The 24491-nt window shown below is 40.8% G+C and carries 25 protein-coding genes; 7 read left to right on the forward strand and 18 right to left on the reverse strand.

Features of this window, described 5'->3' with window-relative positions; translation table 11 throughout:
* Nucleotides 1-224 precede the first annotated feature (224 nt).
* The 8 genes from VTHSUH11_RS05400 to VTHSUH11_RS05435 form a co-directional block, all read right to left on the reverse strand.
* Nucleotides 225-596 carry a hypothetical protein gene (locus VTHSUH11_RS05400; protein ID WP_105092905.1) on the reverse strand — a complete coding sequence of 124 codons (372 nt, stop codon included), beginning with the start codon at nt 594-596 and terminating at the stop codon, nt 225-227.
* 164 nt (nt 597-760) lie between these two features.
* On the reverse strand, nt 761-3226 hold the full coding sequence (gene gyrA, locus VTHSUH11_RS05405) for a DNA gyrase subunit A (RefSeq protein WP_105092906.1): 2466 nt from the start codon (nt 3224-3226) through the stop codon (nt 761-763).
* Nucleotides 3227-3411: 185 nt separating this feature from the next.
* Complete coding sequence (locus VTHSUH11_RS05410; RefSeq protein ID WP_059364456.1) at nt 3412-3690, reverse strand: virulence RhuM family protein; 279 nt, start codon at nt 3688-3690, stop codon at nt 3412-3414.
* A 64-nt stretch (nt 3691-3754) separates the two neighbouring features.
* Nucleotides 3755-4066: a hypothetical protein gene (locus VTHSUH11_RS05415; RefSeq protein ID WP_244899992.1), complete on the reverse strand. Its 312-nt coding sequence runs from the start codon at nt 4064-4066 to the stop codon at nt 3755-3757.
* 94 nt (nt 4067-4160) lie between these two features.
* Nucleotides 4161-4979 carry a hypothetical protein gene (locus tag VTHSUH11_RS05420; protein ID WP_105092907.1) on the reverse strand — a complete coding sequence of 273 codons (819 nt, stop codon included), beginning with the start codon at nt 4977-4979 and terminating at the stop codon, nt 4161-4163.
* Nucleotides 4980-5052: 73 nt separating this feature from the next.
* Nucleotides 5053-6288 carry a DNA/RNA nuclease SfsA gene (gene sfsA, locus VTHSUH11_RS05425; RefSeq protein WP_105092908.1) on the reverse strand — a complete coding sequence of 412 codons (1236 nt, stop codon included), beginning with the start codon at nt 6286-6288 and terminating at the stop codon, nt 5053-5055.
* A gap of 151 nt (nt 6289-6439) precedes the next feature.
* Nucleotides 6440-6661: a DUF2922 domain-containing protein gene (locus VTHSUH11_RS05430; RefSeq protein ID WP_059364463.1), complete on the reverse strand. Its 222-nt coding sequence runs from the start codon at nt 6659-6661 to the stop codon at nt 6440-6442.
* 124 nt (nt 6662-6785) lie between these two features.
* A complete protein-coding gene (locus VTHSUH11_RS05435; RefSeq protein ID WP_105092909.1) occupies nt 6786-6992 on the reverse strand; it encodes a DUF1659 domain-containing protein in 207 nt (68 codons plus the stop codon).
* A gap of 409 nt (nt 6993-7401) precedes the next feature.
* Here VTHSUH11_RS05435 and VTHSUH11_RS05440 point away from each other — a divergent pair, with 409 nt between their 5' ends.
* The 4 genes from VTHSUH11_RS05440 to VTHSUH11_RS05455 all read left to right on the forward strand — a co-directional run bounded on the left by VTHSUH11_RS05440 (nt 7402) and on the right by VTHSUH11_RS05455 (nt 10307).
* Nucleotides 7402-8358, forward strand: a complete 957-nt coding sequence (locus VTHSUH11_RS05440; protein WP_059364469.1) for a DUF1858 domain-containing protein — start codon at nt 7402-7404, stop codon at nt 8356-8358.
* Between the two features lie 110 nt (nt 8359-8468).
* Nucleotides 8469-9134 carry a hypothetical protein gene (locus VTHSUH11_RS05445; protein WP_105092910.1) on the forward strand — a complete coding sequence of 222 codons (666 nt, stop codon included), beginning with the start codon at nt 8469-8471 and terminating at the stop codon, nt 9132-9134.
* 252 nt (nt 9135-9386) lie between these two features.
* A complete protein-coding gene (locus VTHSUH11_RS05450; protein WP_059364474.1) occupies nt 9387-9674 on the forward strand; it encodes a cupin domain-containing protein in 288 nt (95 codons plus the stop codon).
* 276 nt (nt 9675-9950) lie between these two features.
* Nucleotides 9951-10307 carry an MmcQ/YjbR family DNA-binding protein gene (locus tag VTHSUH11_RS05455; RefSeq protein WP_105092911.1) on the forward strand — a complete coding sequence of 119 codons (357 nt, stop codon included), beginning with the start codon at nt 9951-9953 and terminating at the stop codon, nt 10305-10307.
* Between the two features lie 112 nt (nt 10308-10419).
* On the opposite strand, the gene VTHSUH11_RS05460 is transcribed toward VTHSUH11_RS05455, so the two are convergent.
* The 10 genes from VTHSUH11_RS05460 to VTHSUH11_RS05505 form a co-directional block, all read right to left on the reverse strand.
* Nucleotides 10420-11013 (reverse strand): hypothetical protein, encoded by a 594-nt coding sequence (locus VTHSUH11_RS05460; protein ID WP_105092912.1) that lies wholly within the window; start codon nt 11011-11013, stop codon nt 10420-10422.
* A 249-nt stretch (nt 11014-11262) separates the two neighbouring features.
* Nucleotides 11263-11721, reverse strand: coding sequence for an OmpH family outer membrane protein (locus VTHSUH11_RS05465; RefSeq protein WP_105092913.1), 459 nt, complete (start codon nt 11719-11721; stop codon nt 11263-11265).
* A 206-nt stretch (nt 11722-11927) separates the two neighbouring features.
* Nucleotides 11928-12305 carry a GerW family sporulation protein gene (locus VTHSUH11_RS05470; RefSeq protein WP_105092914.1) on the reverse strand — a complete coding sequence of 126 codons (378 nt, stop codon included), beginning with the start codon at nt 12303-12305 and terminating at the stop codon, nt 11928-11930.
* A 23-nt stretch (nt 12306-12328) separates the two neighbouring features.
* Nucleotides 12329-13459 (reverse strand): hypothetical protein, encoded by a 1131-nt coding sequence (locus VTHSUH11_RS05475; protein WP_105092915.1) that lies wholly within the window; start codon nt 13457-13459, stop codon nt 12329-12331.
* Between the two features lie 41 nt (nt 13460-13500).
* Nucleotides 13501-14079, reverse strand: coding sequence for a cob(I)yrinic acid a,c-diamide adenosyltransferase (locus VTHSUH11_RS05480; RefSeq protein ID WP_059364486.1), 579 nt, complete (start codon nt 14077-14079; stop codon nt 13501-13503).
* Between the two features lie 768 nt (nt 14080-14847).
* On the reverse strand, nt 14848-15804 hold the full coding sequence (locus VTHSUH11_RS05485) for a M23 family metallopeptidase (RefSeq protein WP_105092916.1): 957 nt from the start codon (nt 15802-15804) through the stop codon (nt 14848-14850).
* A gap of 74 nt (nt 15805-15878) precedes the next feature.
* Complete coding sequence (locus VTHSUH11_RS05490; protein ID WP_059364490.1) at nt 15879-16400, reverse strand: DUF4446 family protein; 522 nt, start codon at nt 16398-16400, stop codon at nt 15879-15881.
* A complete protein-coding gene (hydF, locus tag VTHSUH11_RS05495) occupies nt 16394-17695 on the reverse strand; it encodes a [FeFe] hydrogenase H-cluster maturation GTPase HydF (protein WP_105092917.1) in 1302 nt (433 codons plus the stop codon). Before hydF ends, VTHSUH11_RS05490 begins: the two co-directional genes overlap by 7 nt.
* Entirely contained in the window at nt 17695-18606 is a 912-nt protein-coding gene (locus VTHSUH11_RS05500) for a ParB/RepB/Spo0J family partition protein (RefSeq protein ID WP_105092918.1), read from the reverse strand. Before VTHSUH11_RS05500 ends, hydF begins: the two co-directional genes overlap by 1 nt.
* 116 nt (nt 18607-18722) lie before the next feature.
* Complete coding sequence (locus VTHSUH11_RS05505) at nt 18723-19496, reverse strand: ParA family protein (RefSeq protein ID WP_105092919.1); 774 nt, start codon at nt 19494-19496, stop codon at nt 18723-18725.
* Nucleotides 19497-19919: 423 nt separating this feature from the next.
* Between VTHSUH11_RS05505 and VTHSUH11_RS05510 the strand changes: the two genes are divergently transcribed.
* The 3 genes from VTHSUH11_RS05510 to VTHSUH11_RS05520 all read left to right on the forward strand — a co-directional run bounded on the left by VTHSUH11_RS05510 (nt 19920) and on the right by VTHSUH11_RS05520 (nt 24310).
* Entirely contained in the window at nt 19920-20684 is a 765-nt protein-coding gene (locus VTHSUH11_RS05510) for a vitamin B12 dependent-methionine synthase activation domain-containing protein (protein WP_105092920.1), read from the forward strand.
* A 221-nt stretch (nt 20685-20905) separates the two neighbouring features.
* Nucleotides 20906-23338 carry a homocysteine S-methyltransferase family protein gene (locus tag VTHSUH11_RS05515; RefSeq protein ID WP_105092921.1) on the forward strand — a complete coding sequence of 811 codons (2433 nt, stop codon included), beginning with the start codon at nt 20906-20908 and terminating at the stop codon, nt 23336-23338.
* 114 nt (nt 23339-23452) lie between these two features.
* Nucleotides 23453-24310: a methylenetetrahydrofolate reductase gene (locus VTHSUH11_RS05520; protein ID WP_082161474.1), complete on the forward strand. Its 858-nt coding sequence runs from the start codon at nt 23453-23455 to the stop codon at nt 24308-24310.
* Nucleotides 24311-24491 lie beyond the last annotated feature (181 nt).

The raw sequence follows: 24491 nt of genomic DNA on the forward strand, positions 1-24491 counted from the left end.
TTTGTAGAAAATAATACTAATGTAGAATAAAAGAAACCTCGCTCTGAATATGTTGCTAGGGTAGGCTGGGAAATGGATGGTGTCTAAAAACCGACTTTGGCCCTGCGAAGGCCGTAGGCCGAAGTCAGACCCGGCCGGTGGAGGATTTTTAGACACCATCCATTTCTACATACCACACCAGAATGCTAATATTCAGAGCGAGGTTTCAAAACATCTATATTAAATTATTTTCCCCAAAGGGCCTGCATTACTTCTTCACCTATGGTTTCTTTTTCAATTTTCATAGGTTTTTGTTTTTCATTATTGGTCAACAAAGCCTCTCCAGATTGGCTATACACGGTTGCTTTCACTTCTGTCCATGTTTTTTCGGGGCGATTGATTTCAACGGAATAAATATAGGTATACCCTTCAACGTTGTTTACTTTCACATTGATACGAGCCATACCATCTGTTTTATACACCGTAGAGTTATCGATAAACCATGTAGAATCGTCCGCATCAGCGTCAATATAGTACCAATCAGCTGCATGGGCCACGCCAAAGCCACCTACCAATATACATCCTGCTGCCATCACAGCAGCCAACCATTTTTTCATTATACTCTCCTATGCAGTCCTGTAAACTGCCCAACACTATATGTTCACATTATTACTGTAATTCATACCTTACCATGTAAACACGAGTGGCGACCACATAGGTGATCGCCATTTGTGCATATCTATGTTAGATACAATATATGTTCTTTACGTTATACGCTCTATTATTCGTCGTCTTCGATTTCAGATGCAGGAATCACAGCAACGCTTGCGACCTTATCACCTTCGTCAAGATTTTGCGTTTTAACGCCAGAAATTGCTTTGCCTTTTTTCACAGCAATATCATTCATGTTAAAACGAATAATTTTGCCTTGTTCGGAAATGAGCATCACTTCGTCATCGTTGCGCACAACCTCAACAGCCACTACGTCGCCTGTTTTGTCGTTGATGCGGAAGTTTTTCGTACCGATACCGCCGCGTTTTTGTACATTATATGCAGATGCATCATTACGTTTACCATAACCTTCTTCGGAGATAGTAAACACTTGTACTTCGCTTTCATCAGCCTCAAGAACACCTGCACCAACTACAACGTCGCCAGTTTTCAACTTGATACCACGAACGCCATGAGCCGCACGTTTCATGAGACGAACGTCTTGTTCGTTGCAACGAATCGCCATGCCAAGTTTCGTACCAATCAAGATATCTTGCTTGCCAGTCGTTACGGTTACAGAAATCAAACGATCCCCTTCGTCGAGGTTAATGGCGTTGAGGCCAGAACGACGGATGTTGCGGTATTCTTCGATAGCTGTACGTTTCACAACGCCGAACTCAGTAACCATGAATAAGTTTACATTTTCATGGATGCGTTCAAGGTCAATCATCGTCGTAACGGATTCGCCCACAGCCAGTGGCAATACGTTAACCATGGCAGTACCGCGAGAATTACGGGAACCTGCTTCTGGCACTTCGTATGCTTTGAGGCGATATGTACGACCTGTGGACGTGAAGAATAGCAATGTGTTATGCGTGCGAACATGCATAATTTGCGTTACGTAGTCGTCTTCCTTCGTCTTCATGCCGATAACGCCAGCGCCACCTTTATGTTGGTTGCGATATACGTTCGCGTTCATGCGTTTGATGTAACCTTGTTTAGTCAAGGTAATGACCATCTCTTCGTCAGCGATGAGGTCTTCTACATCAAGGTCGGACGTATCGATTGTGATTTCAGAACGACGAGGGTCGCCGTATTTCTTCTTCATATCTTCTAGTTCGTCTTTGATGATTTGACGTTGACGCGCTTCGCTAGCCAAAATAGCTTTCAAATCTTCGATCAATGCCAACAATTCCTTGTATTCTTCTTCGATTTTTTCGCGTTCCAAGCCTGTTAAACGGCGTAAACGCATGTCGAGGATGGCAACTGCTTGTTTTTCTGAAAGCCCGAATTTTTGCATCAATGCGTTACGTGCGATTTCGTCAGTTTGAGAACTGCGGATTGTAGCGATAACTTCATCGATGTGGTCAAGGGCGATCAACAAGCCTTCCAAGATGTGAGCACGCGCTTCGGCTTTGTTAAGCTCGAATTGAGTGCGGCGTACGATGACATCGAGGCGATGATCTAAGTAGTAACCCAATACTTCTTTCAAATTCAATACGCGAGGATGACCGTCCACGAGAGCCAGCATAATCACGCCGAAAGATTCTTGAAGTTGAGTGTGTTTATATAATTTGTTAAGAACGATATCTGGTTGCACGTCAGCGCGCAATTCAATAACGATGCGCATACCTTGACGGTCAGATTCGTCGCGAAGTGCTGTGATGCCATCGATAACCTTGTCACGGCTTAAGTTCGCAATCGTTTCGATAACGCGAGCCTTGTTAACTTGGTATGGAATCTCAGTCACTACGATTTTATGCTTGCCCTTCGCCATTTCTTCAATGGTTGCACGAGCGCGCATTTTTACGCTGCCACGACCTGTGGAGTACGCTTTTTTAATGCCTTCCCGGCCCAAAATGAGCGCCCCAGTCGGGAAGTCTGGACCTTTAATTTGCGTCATCAACTCGTCCACAGTTACATCTGGATTATCGATGAGCATGGTAAGGCCATTACATACCTCGTTAAGGTTGTGCGGTGGAATATTTGTCGCCATCCCTACGGCGATACCGCTGGAACCATTGATGAGAAGATTTGGGATCTTCGCTGGCAATACGGTAGGTTCTTGCAAGCTTTCATCATAGTTCGGCATGAAATCAACAGTTTCCTTGTCGATATCAGCGAGCATTTCTTGCGTAATTTTCGCCATACGTACTTCGGTATAACGCATCGCAGCGGCACTATCGCCGTCGATGGAACCAAAGTTGCCGTGGCCGTCTACCAAGAGGTAACGCGTATTGAAATCTTGCGCCAAACGAACCGTTGCGTCGTATACGGAGCTATCACCATGTGGATGATATTTACCGAGTACGTCACCGACGATACGAGCGGATTTCTTGTACGGTTTATTTGGCGTCATGCCTGTTTCGTGCATCGCGTACAAAATACGACGATGTACTGGTTTCAAGCCATCGCGCACATCTGGAAGAGCACGCATTACGATTACGGACATCGCATAATCGATATAGGCGTTCTTCATTTCTTTATCAATCTGAACGGGATGAATATTCCCGTGGGACCATTGTTGGTCTGCCACAATCTCACCTCATTTTACTAACACTGATTACAATTCATCATATTATTATAGCATTTTTAAGGGATAAAGGCTATAAACCCTTTATTATTAACTATGTTCTTTCACAAACTTATCAAAATCAGAAATTACTTTCTGTTGTGTATTAAACGTTTTATATTCACTAACAGCTTTCTTCTGTGCTTGTGTCATAGAAATAAGTCCTTTGTAGCATCTGCATGACTATGGATGATATCAGCAGTTGTTTCCATTTTGGAAATAACTGCTAACAGATCTAGTTCTCCACTTTCAAATATATTCTTCAGATGCTTACTAATAGCAGGTATATTAACATCAAATAGTTTTGCCATATCTTTTTGTGTCATCCAAAACGTTTCATCTTTGAATAGTACATTCGTAGAAACAGATTCATTCTCTGCTTGATATACAATAACATTTCCTGTAATCGCATTTTCTAAAGATGTCATATAATCCCCCTCTATATTTATATCTCATTTTGTTTCATACTTATAAGCTATTCCTGCTTCTTATTTAATGAGCTGCATGGTATATCATATGGTCCAAGACCTTTACAAAGTCTCGTTCCATACCTGAAGTATCATTACCAGTACTGCCAATGCCTGTTAGCATAGTTTCTTTCCAGTCATTCCTTGCCATATACCTAAAACCTATCAAATACTGGGCTTTCGTTTTGTCCTCTTCCCATTTGGCAAATAGTAGTTTCTCCTTCTCCACCACCGCTGATTGAAGAACTAGACGAGGATGAACAACGCTGAACTCCTTTTCCACACTAGCCTTAATATCCTCTGGAGTGGCAGGATCACCATTTTCCGTAGTCCACACAAAAGAACAACCGCTCAATAAAAATGTACAAATACACACAACAACTAATGATATATACCTAATCAACTACTTCATAGATACACCTCTCCCCGAGCTACTCGCCGCTCACAGCCTGTTGTATTTTCCTATCAATAAGAGCAACTAACTTTCGTTCAATGCGCTCTGCACTTTCATCTGAGTAACCAATGCCACTCATCAAGGTATCACGCCATTCTTCTTTGTCGCCCCCGATTCTAAACTTTTCTATATACAGGGCTTTACGCTTATCCGTTTCACCATTTGGCAAATAGTAAAAACCAATCTTACGACCATGCACACTACTTACGAGTACGCCATCCCCATTAGGTTTATATAGATCATACATCTGACGTAACAGAGCCAGTGCGTTAGCGCCCGTTGATGTTTGATTAAGAAATATCATATCATCCGCCTCAAACAAAGGTACTGTGCTTGTACCCTCTTTTCGCATGATCTGAGATTTAAATAATGCTTCGCTCTCCTCAGGAGTGGCTATGTGAAAGCCATACGTTGCAGCAAGGCCAGCTATGTTTCCGTTCATATGATTTAAATACGCCTCTGCATATCTCAAATTAGCTGTTGTAACCCGTTGTCCACCAGGAATAGGCAACTGAGGTACCTCTACAGAAGCACGCGCAGAAAAGACAAAGCCATTATTTTCATCGAAAAAAGTATACTCATTGCGTTTATAAGGCTTTGTCGTAATAATCTTAGAGGACTGCAATACAAGACGAGGATGATACGCCTCGAAATGTTCTTCTACCATTGATTTTATATCATCTGCCGTATAAGGATCTCCATCAAACAGCGTCAATCGAGAAGAAGTACAACCACCTAGTACAACACTACACACACATACTATAATCAACAACACGGACTTAACAAACAAAGACATACAAAACTCTCCTCTCTCCGTTCATCTCATTTGTAGCAAATAGTCCTATCAACTATACCGATATAAACAACAATCACTCAACCATCACATCTAGTTGATTCATGCGAAAATCTTCTATCACATCCATAAATTTCTTATTATGTATCGGATTTTCCATCATCCCAAACAGATGGCTCGTGCAATAGCAGTCTGAGGAGCCGAATTTTGGCACCTCCCACTCAGCAATATCACCCACCGCATCAGCCAAAGCACATTCGACACTCACTTCTATATCCGGATCTGGCATGCTCGGCATGGATGGGTATGGCTCATGAGTAAGGCTCCAGCTTTCAAGGGGCAGTCCACTTGTGCGAATAGGCACGGCCGCAATCATTTCGCAATGGCCGCGGAAGTAATCGAGGTGCCAATGCATTTTCTTCCGTTTTCGTTTATGGCGCTCAATGCGTTTCGTTAAATTCGCCTTAGCAGAACCAACGTACATATAGTAACCCGCCTTGAAATGCATCATCCCTTTAGAGCCGATCTCAAGGTCTAAATCATGGTCAAGGTGCATCACCATAATGTATACGCCCTCGTCATACGCTTCACTATCGAGGATATAACTCGGATAAGTACATTCGCGCGTCGCGGTAGGCATGGTGAAAGTCTCATCCCACGCCACAGCAACGGCTTTCCAGTCGAGGAATGGGGCCACCTCTTTAAAGGTCATAGCGAATTCTAGATCCGTGTGGTAATCTGGCAAGAACCATTGTGCCTTATCCCATTGTACGAGAAAAAGAACCCCTGTATGATAGCCTTCGTTTTGCAATTCTTTCAAATGTAATAAATGCTTGCGCCCTCGTTCTGTAATGGCATCGGGGAACATGGCACCGGTCTTGGAGAATAGTGTACAAGACTTAACCTCTAGTAAAAACTCATCGCCCTTATCATTGGTGAGGAGTAAATCAAAACGAGATGATGTGCCATGTAGTTTGACCGTGTATTCTCGTCGAACTACGCGCCATTCCTCCCATCCTGGAATGAGTTTGTTTTCAATCAAATGCTCTGCTACATCATTACTATAGTTCGTATCGAGCATAATAACCACGCCATCACGTTCAATGCCTACGACGCGGTATTTCGTCTTCGCATCAGGCTTATCATGAGGCACGATATATATCATCACCCCTGTGAATAGGAGTTCCCACATACGGCCTGGATTTGGTAAATGAGCAAGTACGCTTTCACCATTGAGATCCAAGGTCACCACAAAGCGATTGGGACGACCTGTATAAGTAGCTTTCAAAATTGTATCGTATAGAACCTTCATAGTTCCTCCTGCATTCAGAATATTCTATGTCTATTATACAACAAAACGGGCCACTCCGAAGAGCGGCCCGCTGGGAGGATCATATAACAGGTTCCGATGCTGTCATATGAACAGGGATAAGATATTCGTCGCATAACTGCGATATGTTGTTTTATTGCAAATCTTTACTTTGCGTAGTGACTTCACTGGCAGATGTAAAGCTAGCCAATGGAGCATCGCCAGAGCCTAAGATTACCTTATTAGCTACTAGCGCATTAGCTGCCGTTTTAGCTTGTTCCAAAGTAAGGCCAGTGCGAGGTCCACTAATTGTGATTGATGCGCTTTTACCATTGACCGTAGCAAATTTAAGATATACCACACGTTTATCAGCCATATTGGGCACTCCTTTCTTATTCATATACATAGGGATGGGAATGAAATCGCGATAGGTTCATAGGGTTTGGATTACTATAAACCCTCACGCAGCCATTACAAACTAAGAATTAACTTAGCAGAGATTAATGACCAAGGGATACTTCGTTGACGCGTACCACGTCAGCAATGGTGTTCTCATAGAGACCAGCCAATGCGGTGCCGACAATCTTAACGGCATCATCAGTAGCTTCTTCAGCTACGCGTGTGAAATTGACGTCTTTATATTTCGGTTTATCTTCTGTACCGATATTAAAACGTAACACTAACTTTGTGCGTTTGAGTTCAGCCATCTGATCACCTCCTTTCACCTATATACATTCCAAAAAGAGGCTCGTGACAAGCAAATTCGATGAAAAAGAGGAAAAATAATTTTACCCATGAAAAAACGGCCCAAAATCAAGATTTTAGGCCGTACTTTTGTAAGTAGTTTCACGTGAAACACCAATACATATAAAGCTTTATTTATATCCCACCACATGAACGGGATCATTATTTTTAATTTGTGTAGCTTGAGACACATTATTTTATAGAAAAATATATTATACTAGATTCATACAGTAACGATGAGTATAGTTTCATCGTTAATGGAGACTCAATATAACACAATACATGTTAGTATTAGAGACTTTCACAATTATTTTCACAGTACACATATATGATAGAATATAAGTAGTTCATTACAATTTAGAGGGGATTACAATGGCTCAAATTGCAGGAAATTTACAACGAATTAAAAACGGTCAACGCCGTTATGCTATTACACCACGCATTCCAGCGGGTTTTATTCAACCAGATCAATTACAAAAATATATTGATGTGGCGAACAAATTTAACGCTGTTCTAAAATTAACAGGCAGCCAACGCATTATGATTACGAATTTGAAAGCTGAGGATGTAGACGCAGCTTGGGAAATGCTTGGCATGGAACCAGCGTACATGGTGTCCAACCGCGTGCGCAGCGTCAAGATTTGCCCTGGCACAACGTTCTGTAAGAGGGCTAAGCAAGACAGCGTTCATCTTGGCATGCAATTGGAACGCAAATATTTGTCCCAAGAGATGCCTAGCAAGATGAAAATTGGCGTGTCTGGCTGTCCTAATTCTTGTACTGAAAGCCGCATGAAGGACGTTGGCGTAATCGGTACGGTTGAAGGCTGGAACGTATACGCTGGCGGTAGCGGCGGTGCTCACCCACGCATTGGTGACCTTATTGCCGAAGTGGCGACTGAAAAAGAAGCACTCGCTTTGGTAGACCGCATCATCGAATATTACAAAGCAAACGCTCAAATTGAAAGAATGGGCGAATTCATTGAACGCATCGGTTTAGAGGCTTTCAAAGCAGCTGTATTGGGCGACCTTGAAGGGGCCCCTACAGAACCGAAAGCGGCGGAACCGGTTGTTAATTTACCAGGTCACGGCAATGATCCAGAGGTAGAAGCACCGCGCCTTGAACCAGGTCAACCAATCACACCAGATACAATCATCCGCGATATCGTAGATACATACCCTGTTGTAGTACCAGTACTACAAAGCATCGGCATGGGTTGTCTCGGTTGCCCATCCTCCACGATGGAGCCTTTATGGCAAGCTGCTGAAATTCATGGCGTTAATGTATACGATTTACTAGATAAATTAGAAACTGCCCGCAAAGGCGCATAATTATAACCTATACTTAACTTATATATTTATATATTCGAGTATATTCGGACCTATGTAGACACATAGGTCCTTCCCCATTATCATAAAGACGATTTATAAAGGAGCTTACTATGTCCGCATTTTTAGGTCACATTCATTACTGGTTATACCGTAAAATTCAATTGCTCGTTGAGCGTGAAAGTTTAATCCTTGAAAAAACAACTAAGGTGGTAGACGATCTTGCTGAAGAATTGCACTCCATCTCCGTAGATACGTATGGGGAACCAATCAACCCAAGCATTCCTTTAGAAAATATCATCGACCACAACAATATTCATGGCTGGCTCGCTAACCAAATCAATATAGCATCCGTTCGCGAAGCAGCTTTCATTAAAGATATGCTCGACACAAATGCCGATGACAATGCTATCCATGTTGTGACAGCCATCCTTGATGCCTTTGCAGTACAAGGCCAAGCGTGCGGTGTTGTGGCCCAAGATTCCCTTGAAGAACACACAGCGCCTGCTATTTACAGCGCCCTTCAAAACTTCTATGTAAATGGCATGCCTTGCGACGGCGGCGACCAAATCGTTGAGGACAGTGCTGACCGCTTTACTTGGGTTGGCGACCATCGCTTACAAGCTGGCTACTGGCGCACAGCAGGCGTTGACCCTAAATTTATGGCACTAGCATACCAAACATGGTTTGAGGCCTTTGTGAAAGCTATCGATCCTGAATTCGAGCTTATCACCACAGAAGAAAATGGCACACGATTATATACAATCGCTAAAAAATAAATACCATTTCGTTCGCTAAAACGGACGAAAAACGAACGAAAACGCGAACGAAAAATTTTACGTTCGTTTTTACGCTCGTTTTTTGTCCGTACCGATAAGTGTATCCTATGAATTACTACAGGCCTGTACTAATTTGAAATTTCTTTCAAAACTGTAGCCATAGGCACAGCATTGATAAAAAATATCATTTATAATAAGACCATAAGTTAAATTCTTACTGACAGAAGTATTTTATATAGGAGGTGCAGCATTATGGCAGGCACAGTAAAACAAGAATTAGGTTTATTATTCCAAGGTCCTAACTACGTAATCGTAAAAAAAGGTGGCCAAGCTGGTGAAAAGGTAGAAAAACACAATCATCCTGAAGCGAATGTAATCTTTACTGTTGTAAAAGGTAAGGTTCAAGTGTTCCTAAACGAAACAGAAGAACATGTACTCGTACCAGGTGAAGTGCTTGAATTCAATGGCGATAACTACATTCAAGCAACACTCGTTGAAGATAGTGAGTTCATCGTAAACCTCGTTCATAAACCTGAATAAGATTAAATGTATTAATTAACCCTCCTCTCAAATACATTTAATACTATATACAATCATTAAAAGAGCACCTATGCTGAATAGTAATCTTACAAACTAAATGTAAGAAAGCTTACAGCTCATAGGTGCTTTTTTTGATAGTATGTATTAATTATAATTGATGACCTTATTGCTATCGCAATACATTCTCATAATATATTTCTATAGAATATTTTGTTAATCCTTGCGGTTACATCTATAAAGAGATATACTAAATCTATTAAGAGAAAGAGGGATTTTATGACACGCGAAGATTTAGAAATGTATATTTATAAGCAATTTGATGACACCACTACCAATACACCATGGACGCAATTTCCACATTACAAGGTATTCCGCCATCAAGATAATCGTAAATGGTTCGCATTAGTCATGAATATTACAACGGATAAATTAGGCTCTACCAAAATCAAACCTATTGATGTACTAAACATCAAATGTGATCCTACCATGATTGGTTCCTTTCGCAAGGAACCAGGCATTTATGCAGCATATCACATGGATAAATCCAATTGGTTAACCGTTTCTTTGGACGGTTCTGTTCCTACTGAAAGAATAAAAATGCTCCTGGATATGAGTCATCGGTTAACAAAATAATACTTATTACAACTAAATTATATACAAAAACGAGCGTAAAAATTTACGCTCGTTTTTATGTGCTTTCAGTTAGATTACTATTGGATTTTATAATGAATGAAATAGCTTTCACTTAGGCGCGTAAAGCTATAGCAGTTACTAATAAGATTGCGATATACACTATACCAATAAAAATAATATGGGCCGACGAAGTACCTAGCATTTTACGATATAGACCAAGCGAGCAAAGCATATAATACAAAGCAATGACCAAAAGAGCGATACCAATAAAATTTTCAAGCAAATAAGCCACATATCCAAAGTGCATGAGATTTAAAGCTATAATTAAGAGAGAATTTACTAACCCTAATATGGCCAATGGAAAATCAAAGGCTACTGCATACGAAACAGCTGTAAAAGTTTGTTTAAACGTAAGCTCACGGTTAGAAACATTTTTTACATATAAATATGCTAATACAAGCCAAAAGCCTTTGAAAAACGCCCACATCAATATATAGCCAAATAATACTCCGATTACATAAGCTAAGGATACCGGTGTTAACAAAAACACGGCTATATTTTCTACAAAGGAAATGCCAAGCATAATACCAAACAAGCTTAACATCAACTTTAAACCTTGATTAAATGTGCCATTCTCAACAACATAGGGAATCCCCTTTGATCTAGGACTCCATATTAAATCCCAACATAACTGCATAAGAGACATCTATAAAACCTCCTCATCCTTTCTCGACAACACCAAAATCATACCATATCACTACAGGCAAAACAAATAAAGAACACCTTTTCCCTGTTCCTTAGTCTAAAGAAATAATATTTTATCTATAGAGATTAATGAAAAAAGGGATACCCCTCTGAAAACGACTTTGGCCCTGTTCCGAAGGAACAGACCCGGCCGGTGGAGGCTTTCAGAGGGGTATCCCTTTTACCACACGTTAAAACGCTAGATAAAATATTATTTTTTTAGACGTTTAATTACTTCGTCTGTAATGTTTTCAACGCTGCTATTTGCATCAGCTGCACGAATTGTGTAAGGATCGTCTAATACAACGTCCATTTTCTTTTCAACGCGAACTGCTTCAATAGCGTTATGAATGCTTTGCATCATAGGTTGAGCAATTTTGTTTACTTCATCATTTTCTTTTTGTAACAATGGAGCTACGGATTTATTGAATTCTGCTTCTGCTTGAGCTTGATCTTTAATTTTATCAATTTCTTGCATTTTCTTTTCGATTTGTGGACGGTACTGTGCATCTACTTGTTGCATTTTCATATCAAGTGCACCGTAACCAGGATAGCTATTTACAACTTGACTCATTTGTACCAAACCAATGTTAGCAGCGCTTGCCACAGCAGTGGTAGCGGAGATAGCACCTACGATAGCTAATGTTGTCAATTTTTTAGTCAATTTCATCTGAGATCCTCCTCAATAGTAAAGTTTCACTACACAAACGTGTAATGCACTGTTTTTACTATATCAAATCTCCCCTGCTTTCACAAGTAAAAAACCTATGAAAATTAGAGATTATTTATAGCATCTAATATTTCAATTGTATACTATTAAATAATAATAAGGGCCCATGAATTCATCATGAACCCTTATCAATATTTTATTATCTATTATTGTTCGTCATTAAGATAGATATATTTATCGGATTTCAATTTAGACACGAGGTCAGGCACCAAGCCGATAAGGCGATCAAAGCTGCTGCTATAAGGATTGCCTTTAATATTGAATAATTCGATGCGGTCGCCTTTGATCACGAGCACTGCGCTTGGTTCCATTTTGGCACCGCCGCCACCGCCGCCACATTCGTGGTTTTTGTTAGCAGTATTATGATTTGTACCAGTACCGAAACCAAATGTTACGTCAACGAATGGAACCAATGTAGTATCGCCGATTTGTACAGCTTCACCAACAACAGTTTCCACTTTAATCATATTTTTGAACTTCTCAAAAAGGACTTCCAAATTTTCTTTTACATTACTGTTCTCCATCGTAGTACCTCCACTGATGACAACTATGCGTTAGCGGCTTGTTCCGCTTTCAATCGTTCTAATTCTTTATTTTCTTTGCGCTTAACCCTAAACACTTTGATGGCTTCTACAATGAGTGCACGCATCGGTTGTGAAAGTACAAACCGCGTTCCATGCCAAGCCAATACACCTAGGATTATACGCCCTTTAATATGGCCGCTGCCTTCTAAATACCAATTCAAATAATCAATTTCAATATTCTCAGCCTGTTCAGGCCAGATACTGTACAACATCGAAGCAAGCATGCCACCCTTAAATGGATCACCGATGCCGATTCGCCCTTCTACGGCGATATCTCGCGGTTTAGAATGGTCATAACACCGCTTAGAAACAAGTAGTAATTGACGCCACAATTCAGTATTCGTCACATGTTTCATAAACCAAAAGGTTGGAATTTGAGATTTAAAACTAGCCACCGGATCATTTGGATCTGGCTTTTGAAAGCGAGCTTTCACGCTATCTTTTAAACCATCAATCTTCGTAAACACCTTCTCTTTTACAGTGCCATCACTATTGAAAGTGACCTTTTCCACCACTTCATCATCAGGTTTCATCGTCGGATTATCACGAATTGCATCATATTGTGCAGCTCGTGCTTCAGCACCTTTATTTTCATCGGTGGACTCATCCACGCGTTCAATGCGAACCTGCTTCTCTTGTGAAGCCGACGCTTGTCCTGCACTGCGAACAGAATCTAGGCTTTCACCAGAAGTGCCAACGGTTGTAGGCTCAGTCGGTTCCGTACCGCCTTGACCATCACCTTGCATGGCTTTCATCATCGCTTCCGCTTGGGCCGTCATCGGATCTTTGTCAATTTCGTCCATCGCCTTTTGATATTCGTCATCAACCCGTTGTGCAATCCAATCGTCGTATTCTTTCACAGGGCCTATTTTCTGCATGCCTAATAGATACAGTTGTTTAAAAAATGGTTTGCCCTGAAAATATGCGAGACGCAGTGACAACACACGCCACAGCCATTTAACAGACAATTCTGCGCGGTACGGCGTCCTGCCGTTCCATTCGATGCTATATGTGATTGGCGTTAGTAGGATTATCATGATCAGCGCTACGATGAGAAGCACTACGACGAGTGCCACTATAGCGACTATACTCAACCACATCACCTCCTTAGGTTATGGGATTTTGAAAGTATGCTCTAATTTTCAATGCCCTTACGAGCCATTACACCTTGCATGTAGTAATGCTTAACTTCCTTCATTTCCGTTACAAGATCGGCCACATCAAGAAGTTCTTGCGGTGCCCCGCGCCCCGTAAACACCACTTCGGTTTCCGGATTACGAGCCTCTAATAGAGCCTCCGTTTTTTTCCAGTCAATGAGTTCAAAGAACAAAGCCATGTTATATTCGTCGAGAACCACTAAATCATATTCGCCACTAGATACAGCCTCTAGTGCGCGTTCATAGCCCTTTTCAATGAGAGCCACATAATCCTTAGGTGGATTTCCTGATTCAAATACAACCACTTCATCACCCCATTTGGCGAGCTCATCCTTGCTCTTCATGCCTTCCTTGATGATAAAAAACGGTTTACCTACAGTTTCTAATGTAATATTTTTGAGGGACGGTAAAATATTGTGTTCACTATACACTTTAGACTTCATGAACTGTAAAAATAAAACCTTTTTGCCAGCGCCTATAGCTCGTATAGCGAGACCGATTGCAGCCGTCGTTTTACCCTTGCCTTCGCCGGTATAAACTTGTACATAGGCCTTCATAGATATACCTCCGTTCATATACCATAATTGTACAATATTTATAGACGAAAAGGAATAGATATCCTTATTATGCAATATAATACATAAAAATCTGTTCCTTATTACAATTACATACATAAACATAAGGGATGAGGGACCCGAAAAAACTCCACCGGCCGGGTCTGACTCCGGCCTACGGCCTTCGCAGGGCCAAAGTCGTTTTTTCAGGCCCCTCATCCCTTTTAAATTAGTATACTAACTATATATGAGGAACAGATTTATTATCTCCTTTAATTTGCAAATAAGATATCTATTCCAATCCTATACAAGAATTGTATTAATTAAGGTGTATGAACGCTCTGCCAACCCAGCCATTTTAGTAATTAATATATAGCGTAGAAAGGGAGTGTCCTCCAAAAACGACTTCCCCAGTTGCTGTGGATTTTCCTTTGGAAAATCTTACGCATCTGGATTGGCGATGTGTGGCTCCCATGCGTCGCTACACTCCTCTGTTAGCTCACACCCTGCGTCGGGCTCCTTCTCTAAACTAAGTTATACCCTAGGTATTTTATGCCAATTAGTCAACTAAATTTAGATAGAAAAAAGATAGACCCCTCCGGAAAATGATTTCGGGCTCCGCGTAAGCGCAGTAGCTTCCCCACTCCCGCTAGTTTAGTAATTATTAATACGCTAAAAGAGATACCCCCTGTTCGAAGACGACTTCGGGCTCCGCGTAAGCGCAGTAGCGTGTCGGCTTTCGAACAGGGGGTATCCCGTCTTATAGCGTATTTAATTACTAATTGGCAAAAATACCATTGGATCAACTGCGGTCCCATTGATTCGCACTTCGTAATGGACGTGTGCGCCTGTACTTTTACCAGTACTACCCATAAGAGCAATCACTTGACCTTGTTTAACGCTCATACCAGGTGTAACGAGGACGGCGCTATTGTGGCCATAACGAGTCACAAATCCATTGCCATGATCGATTTCCACAAGGTTACCATAACCCCCATCGGTGTAGCCTGCAATTGTTACGGTCCCCGCTGCGGTAGCAACGATGGATGTGCCGTAATCATCGGCGATATCGATACCCTCGTGGAATGCACTGCTTGCACCCGTTACAGGATCGATACGGCTACCATAAGGAGATGTAATAACACCCTTACTTGGCCAGATGCTTGGGGTTGTACTATTCGTATAACCACCGGAGCCAACGGTGTAGTTCAATTGTTGCAAAGCTGCAATGTCTTGGGCCCCACCATCACGCAAAATATTGCGCATCGTGTAGAAACTAACCAATAATTTTTGAGCATCCTTATCTAGTTTGGATAGTCTAGCTGAAAGCTGTGCCGCAGTTAGCGTGGGACTAGTCTCATCGCTAGCGGCTACTTGCTTTGGGTCAGAGCCATCGCCACCACCTTGAGATGGTGTGCCAGATTCAGCGCCCTTCAACATTTGCTTGTTTTCTTCACTAATTTGATTTAAGTTTTGAATTTTCTTATCCAACACTTCTGTTTTTTGTTGTAACAGTTTTAATTGTTCTGTTTGCAATTGTGTTTGTTGACGCAATTGAACAATTTCTGCTTGTCGCGCAATGCCCCAAATAGTCAAAACAAGTGCTGCTACAAATAAGATAGTTCCCACGATTGCGGCTATCTTCGCTTGTTTATGGCTCAATGTAATGGTGGTATTCTCACCATTTTGAGACACTACAGAACTTAAAATACTTAGTACTTTCAAAATGTCTTCCTTACTTTTAATCTTTCCTCAATTCTTCATGCATGTGTGTTCAATACGAACACAAAAAAGCAATTTGCCTATTGGGAATGGATAACGCTCGCTAACGCTTCCTCATTAGTACGTTCACCTAGCGCTTCATTTAAACTTTCCAGTTCCTCTTGTGAAAGATTAACAAGACTTTTACCTTTCACAATAGGTTTACTAAAAATACGAGAGTCGTTGCGGCCATAAATACTGGAAATGCAAACACCGTTGTTATTGCCATCAAGCAATGTGAGAGCAAAGGATAAATCGTTGCCAATATTATCGAAGGCATTGTATTTTTTAAAGCCGATTTTTTGCAATGTATTCCCTTGAATATTGCGAATTTGCGTTTGTTCTGCAATCATATCTTGCAAACCTTTTGCAGCCTCTCTAATTTCAGTGATTTCTACTGAAAGTTTACGTTCTAGGCTAACCCCATTTTCGCCTTGCATAAAGAAATTGAACTTCTTCGTTAAGCTTCCCAATCGGATGTGCAAAGTGATGCAATATACAAGCAAAATAGCAGATAGTACGCATCCTAATACGCCGATATAGGGTTGTATAGTTTCTAACATTCAAATCCCTTTCTATCTAATTCGTCCAAAAACGGACTAATAGCACGTTCTAGTATACCATGTAATGACGCAATAAGTACACCATAATTCACGATAGGCGTACCTTGTACAACGGCATAATCAATGCGTCGAAGCACTTCGCGCCGCGTCAACATACAAGCCCCACAATGGATAATAAGGTCATAACCACTTACATCCTTAGGGAATGCACCACCACTTGTAAATTCAAGGTGTAAATCCGTATGCCCCTTCTTTTTCAGCCACATCGGAATCTTAACGGTTCCAATATCATCGCACTGACGTCGATGCGTACAACCTTCACTAATGAGCACACGTGCGCCTGGTTTCAGATTATTCAAAGCATTTACACCCATTACCAAATCCTGTAATTTGCCTTTAAATCGAGCCATCAAAATGGAAAAGGATGTTAACGGAATATCTGCTGGTGTCAATGCGTTAACAGCCTCAAAGGCTTGCGAGTCTGTAATGACAAGTTTTGGTTTTTGTGAAAGCTTACCTAACAGGGTTGGCAGTTCTTCTGTTTGACATACCAAGGCTAGGCCTTTATGGTCTAGTATCTCGCGAATCGTTTGTACCTGTGGTAAAATCAAACGCCCTTTAGGTGCAGCAGAATCGATAGGACACACTAAAACAATAGTATCCCCTGTTTCTACTAAACCCTGCAACAAAGTTTGTTCCCCTTCTACATCTAGTGGCGTTAATCCACCCAATAAATCGAGTAACATCAGGCGATCTCGATTAGATGTAAAGTCAGTAGAACCTACTACAGTAGCAATAGATGTCAGTTCAGAATATGTATTAATATAACCTTGATGAACATTGTTAGCTTTATTTGACGTACTTTCACTTGCATAATTTTGATTGTTACTAGTACTTTCACTAGGAGAAGTATTAATTTCGTTGATAAACAGTGCGATGGGCACATTATTTTGCTTTAATTTATTAAGCCACATCATGTCATCAGCCGTAGGCGCTTGATCATTACGCAGTACGTAAACAGCCAGATTAATTTTTTTAATAATTTCTTCAGATTTTTCAATACGAAGAGCACCCAGCTCCGAAGTATCATCGATACCAGCCGTATCGGTAATAACCACAGGACCTAGAGGCAATATTTCCATAGATTTACTTACAGGATCAGTCGTAGTCCCTGCCACCTCAGATACGAGGGATACCGGTTGATCCGTAAGCATATTAATCAACGTAGACTTCCCTGCATTACACCGGCCAAAAAAGCCGATGTGCACGCGGTTAGCCTTTGGTGTTTGTTCCATTATACGCGAAACTCCATTGTTTCTTCTTCGCCTGTACTCTCTTGAGCGTCCATATAAGCGATGAGACGTTCTAATTCGGATTCAGAGCTAAAGGCAATCTCAATTTTACCTTGTACCTTCTTCCCTGCACGGAATTTGATAGATACAGGAGATCCTAAACTCAATTTCAAACGGTCAACTAAAGCACGAACCTCAGCTGTATTATGCGGTTCTTCTGTTTCTTTAGCTTTAGTCTTTTTCGACATCATCGCTTTCACAAGTTGTTCTGCTTGACGAGCGCTAAGTTCACCCTCTTTAATACGTTCTGCCGCTTCTACTTGTTGTGCTGCACTACGCAAAGCCAACAAAGGACGGGCTTGACCAACGGTCAAATCCCCTTCAATTAAATCCTTTTGCACAGATGCAGCCAATTTCAAAAGACGCATCATATTAGCGATATAAGAGCGACTACGGCCAAGACGAGCAGAAATCATCTCTTGTGTTTGCTTATACGTGTTCATCAAGCCTTGGTATGCCAATGCTTCTTCAATTGGATCGAGACCTTCACGTTGCAAATTCTCTACTAATGCAACCTCTGTCATTTCCTCTGTATTGTAATTTTTTACTACTACAGGAACAGTTTCTAGCCCTACCATCAAAGCTGCACGATAGCGACGTTCACCGGCTACGATTTGGTATTTATCCTTTTGTTTACGCACGACGATTGGTTGGAAAATGCCAAGGTTTTTAATAGATTCAGCTAGTGTAGCCAAACTTTGTTCATCAAAATTTTTACGTGGTTGATCTTCATTAGGCATCAATTCCCCTATTGGCAATTCATGGATTTCACGATCAGGCAAAGCCGTCTCAATGGATTGCTCTCCCATCATTGCCATTAATGTTTTTCTTTCCTTTTTCTGTTTCATCGCCATAATAATCCCCAATCTATTAGTACTTTCACACACCGTCATATATAAAATGCAGCACAAACTAATATACAGTTTGTGCTTACATTACATCATTATATTTATTATTATCTAAATTACATTTATTTAGTTTTCTTAGAAGCCTTGATGACCTCTTTAGCTAATTTAGTATACACGTCAGCACCTTTTGATTTTGGATCATACACAATGATCGGTTCACCATAGCTAGGTGCTTCACTAAGACGTACATTACGAGGAATCACCGTTTTATACACCTTAGTCCCAAAGAAGGCTTTTACTTCATCGGAAACTTGTATAGATAAATTTGTGCGTCCATCAAACATTGTAAGCAATACACCTTCAATTTCAAGATTCTTATTTGATGTTTGCTGTACGATTGTAATCGTTTTAACAAGTTGACTAACGCCTTCTAATGCATAAAATTCGGTTTGAATAGGAATCAATACGCTATCTGCCGCTGTGAAAGCATTCAATGTTAGCAATCCTAGGGATGGCGGACAATCTATGATAACAAAATCATAGTCATCACGTACAGAAACAAGGGCTTTTTTCAAAATTGTTTCACGTGAAACAACCCCTACTAATTCAACCTCAGCACCGGCTAATTGAATTGTTGCAGGCGCTACAAATAACTTTTTAAGCATTGTAGTTTGAATGACATTAGTGATATTCTCGCCATTTATCAGTACATCGTGAATACATAACTCTAAATCATCTTTTTCAATGCCCAAACCGGAACTAGCATTACCTTGCGGATCTAAATCAATCAACAACACCTTTTTGCCTGCATCAGCTAAACAAGCACTGAGATTAACAGATGTTGTAGTCTTTCCTACACCGCCTTTTTGATTAGTAATCGCTATTACTTTGCCCACAATATTCACCTCGACTTTACGTTCAAAAATATTTCATTTCATTATAACATAGGGTACACAAAAGAAATAGAACTTTTAAGACCTTACAAGGTAATTTTTGATTAGTCCATATAAAAGTATCCAAAATGTTTCACGTGAAACATTTCGAATGTACTTAAAACAATAAATCATTATAAGATTTTCTACATGTAACAATTCTATAGAACTTCTATATATAGAAAATCAACTGTTGTCATATAGATACAAGCTATATAACTTTTATCTATGGACGCGCCTTAATAAATTATATGAAGCTATAGCCTTTACAGTGCATAGGGATATATTTATACTTATAAAAGATAGTTTTTTATCGATTTAACAGTTCTAAAGCTATTTTAAACAATTCTAGAGCTATTTATATAGATTATAAAGGAGGCGTTTCACATGCCCATATATAACGGAATGCTTCCGGTCATAAACAAGGACGAAGTAAAGCGCTATGCTGGACTTCGACACGCAGAGGATTTCCCTCAAAAATTTGTTAACGAAGCTTGTAAAGAGATTCAATTACTAGCAACACCAAAAGGTGTGTATCAAGAATATGAATACGACGCTGAGACTAAAACAATTCTTAGTAATCCACCATTAAAAATTGAAGGCTCCATAATAGAAAAACATTTAGAAAAATCTACAAAGGTATATGTATTAGGCGTTACCGTAGGTGAAGATGTAGAAGTGCGGAGTGAGCAACTATTTAAGGCAGGTAATTATACGGTCGGCTTGTTACTTGATGCAGCTGCTACAACAGCTGTAGAACAGGTAGCTGATCAAGTTAACGAAGTAATTAATACAATTGCTAAAAAACAAGGATATAAACCAACATGGCGTTTTAGCCCTGGTTACGGAAACTGGCCTTTAGAAGTTCAAAAAGATTTAGCTAAAATCATTAAGACCGAACAAATTGGTCTACAAGTAACGGAAAACTTCTTATTATTTCCAAGAAAATCTGTAACAGCCATTATCGGCTTAATGCCAGCTAACGAAGACATAAAAACTAAAAGAGGTTGTACATCCTGTTCACAAAAAGACTGTGCATCTAGAAAAATTCCAGAAAAAGCAAGTGCTCAAGACACAAACAATGAAACGCCTTGCGAAAAAAGCACAACAAACGAACCAGGCATCGCAATGAAAGGACAACCAACAAACTAAATGTTTCACGTGAAACATTTTCTTGTACCCATGTGCAGGCAAAAATGTTTCACGTGAAACAATTCATTTATAACATTAATAATTACAAATCTAATGTAGGTCACCAAGGTTCTGAGCCCGACTTTGCTAGGTCGAGGTCCTCGGCCGAAGACCGTTAAGGCGGTGGAGGCCGAACGTCCTTGGGGACCTAAGCAGATTGCAATATATAAAGGATGATTCACATGTACATTTTTGACGGCGCTATGGGTACAATGCTCCAAGCAGCAGGCCTTGAAGAAGGTTATTGCCCAGAATTATTTAACGTAGAAAGACCAGAAGTAGTAAAAAATATCCACGCTCAATATTTACAACATGGTAGTGATGTAATTACTACTAATACATTTGGCGCATGCGGCCTTAAATTAGAAGATTACGATTTACAAGATCGTGTAAAAGAAATAAATATAGCAGCTGTAAAGGTTGCCAAAGAAGCAATTGCAGAGTTCAAGCCATCCGCTCGTGTAGCCGGTTCTATGGGCCCTACAGGACGATTTTTACAACCTTTAGGCAATATGAGTTTCGATGATATTTACGATACGTACAAAGAGCAAGCAGATGCTTTAATCGAAGGTGGTGTAGATTTTATCATCATTGAAACGATTATCGATGTACAAGAAATGCGTGCCGCTTTGTTGGCATCCTTAGATGCACGTAATGAAGCAGAGAAAACCAAAGAAGACGTACAAATTATTTGTCAATTTTCTTTCAGTGAAGATGGGCGTACTATTACAGGCACGCCACCTGCAGTAGCAGCTACCATCGTAGAAGCCATCGGTGCAGATATCATCGGTATCAATTGTTCTCTTGGACCTGAGCAAATCACACCGCTTATTGAAGAAATCGCAAGTGTAACTAATTTACCAATCAGCTGTCAACCGAACGCAGGTATGCCGCAACTCATCAACAAACAAACTGTATTCCCATTAACGGCTGAAGAGATGGGGCCATTGATGCTTGATATCGTCGATGCAGGTGCAAGTTATGTAGGTGGTTGCTGTGGTACAACACCAGCTCATATTCAATCTATTTCCAATGCTGTAAAAGCACACACACCAAAAGAGCGTGCTTATATTGAGCCTAAAACAATCATTACAAGCCGTACAAAACTTCTTGAGTTAGGTCATAATGTAAAGCCATTAATTATTGGTGAACGTATCAACCCAACAGGTCGAAAAGTATTAGCTCAAGAGTTACGCGATGGTTCTTTCATTCGTGTAAAACGCGACGCCTTAGACCAAGTAGAGGCTGGTGCAGATATTCTCGACGTAAATATGGGCGTTGCTGGCATGGACCAAACACCTTTGATGGAAAAAGCGATTTTTGAGCTATCCATGCTTGTTGAAACGCCATTATCCATCGACACACTAGACCCCGCAGCTATGGAAGTGGCCCTTAAAAACTATCCAGGCCGCGCCCTTATCAACTCTGTAAATGGAGAAGAGGAGTCAATCACACATGTTATGCCTTTGGCTAAACGCTACGGTGCTGCATTACTTTGTTTGCCACTTTCCAGCGGTGATTTACCAGAAAAAGCAGAGGACCGTGTCGCTTTAGCTGAAAGCATCGTAAATCGCGCTTATAACTATGGTTTACAACCTCATGACCTTTTACTCGATCCATTGGTATTAACACTTGCTAGTGGGGAAGATAGTGCACGACAAACTCTAAAAACATTGCGTTTATATAAAGAAAAATTTGGTTTCCCAACAGTTATGGGCCTATCCAATATTTCTTTTGGTATGCCACAACGTCCATACTTAAACGGTCAGTTCTTAACAATGGCACTCGCATCAGGCTTAACTACGCCAATTATGAACCCACTTAACTACGCCGCTAAAAAAGCATTCGTATCAAGCTCCACACTTCTTGGTTGGGATCCAGGTTCTGCCGAGTTCATTAAAGAATACGGCTACGAAGACGAAACAACCGCCCCAGGCAATGCGGCTCCAAAGGGTCCAGATAAAGCATCCTTTGACAGCAATGATCCGTTAGCCAATATTCGTGCTTGCGTAGAGCAAGGTGAAAAGGAAGCCATTGTTGAGCTTGTTAAAAAGGCTTTAGCAGATGGTATGGATCCATTAGACATTACGAAAAAAGGGCTTTCAGAAGCCATGAACGTAGTAGGCGACAAATTCGGTTCTGGTAAATTATTCTTGCCACAAGTTATGCTCGCTGCGGAAACGATGCAAGCTGCTTTCAACACTATCAAAGAAATCATTCCAGCCAGCGACAGTTTAGATAAAGGAACCGTTGTTGTAGCCACTGTTAAGGGCGATATTCACGATTTAGGCAAAAATATCGTAGCCGCTTTACTTGAAAATAATGGTTACAAAATCGTCGATCTCGGCAAGGATGTTGACCCTGAGGTCATCGTACAAGCCATTAAGGACAACAAGGCGGCCCTCGTAGGCATTTGTTCCTTGATGACGACAACAATGCCTCAAATCGACAATACCATCGCTGCTATTCGTGCAGCCGGCCTTAAAACGAAGGTCATGGTTGGTGGCGCCGTAGTATCCCAAGATTACGCTGACCAAGCGGGCGCAGATATTTACGCCAAGGACGGCATCGCGGCTGTAAACCACGCGAACGATTTCTTTGAAACTTTGAAATAATCGCCATTCTAGAAATATAATATACATATTAATAATGATGGTGAAAGCCTCATAAAACGCTGATATAGTACATATAGGGCTTTCATCATACAAAGAATACATACGAGGTACATGATGACATTACGAGAGAAACACCAAAACGGTCAATTTACTATCACCGTTGAATTAGATCCACCAAAAAGTAGTTCTGCCCAAAAGGTTTTTGAGCAAGCGGCTCGCTTAAAAGGCAAGGTAGATGCCATTAATATCGCAGACAGCCCAATGTCTAAAATGCGTATGAGCCCAATTTCTTTGTCCTACTTATTACAACACAATAAAGATATCGAAACGATTTTCCACCTCACATGCCGTGATCGCAACATCATCGGTTTACAATCCGAATTACTTGGTGCTGCAGCATTAGGTGTGAACAATATCTTAACACTTACTGGTGACAAGCCTGACCACGGGGACCATCCATTTGCACAATCCGTATTCGAAGTGGACTGCATGGGCTTACTCAATATTGCGAAAACATTAAATGCCGGTAAAGATTTAGCAGGCAACGATTTAGACGAACCGACAAACTTTTATATCGGTGCTACAGGTAACCCTGGGGCCCCTGATTTAGAAATTGAACGCCAAAAATTAGCTGCTAAAATCAAAAATGGTGCTCATTTCGTACAAACACAACCGATTTACGATTTAGAACAAGCTAAACGCTATATCGATACAATGTCCGAATTCAACGTGCCAATCATGCTCGGTTTGATTCCTCTTAAAAGCTTTAAAATGGCCACATACCTTCACGAGAAAGTGCCTGGAATCAGCCTTACTCAAGACATCTTAGATCGCGTAGAAAAAGGCGGCAAAGAAGCAGGTACAGAAATCGCCATCGAAACACTTGAACAAATCAAGAAAATCGCAGCGGGCGTACATATTATGCCGCTCAATGATATAGATACGACTTTGCATATTATTGATCACGTGTAATACTTCTAATACAACAGTAAAAGTGCTCCCAACAGCCTCCTAAAAATGACACGCTATCGCGCTAAAGCGGGACCCGAAGTCATTTTTAGGAGGCTATTGGAAGCTTCTTTATTCTATAATTAAGCAAAAACGTGATAAATAATATGCAAATCTTAAAAGAACAGGGAACAAATCAAAATTG

The organism is Veillonella tobetsuensis, assembly GCF_002959935.1.
Lineage (GTDB): Bacteria > Bacillota > Negativicutes > Veillonellales > Veillonellaceae > Veillonella > Veillonella tobetsuensis.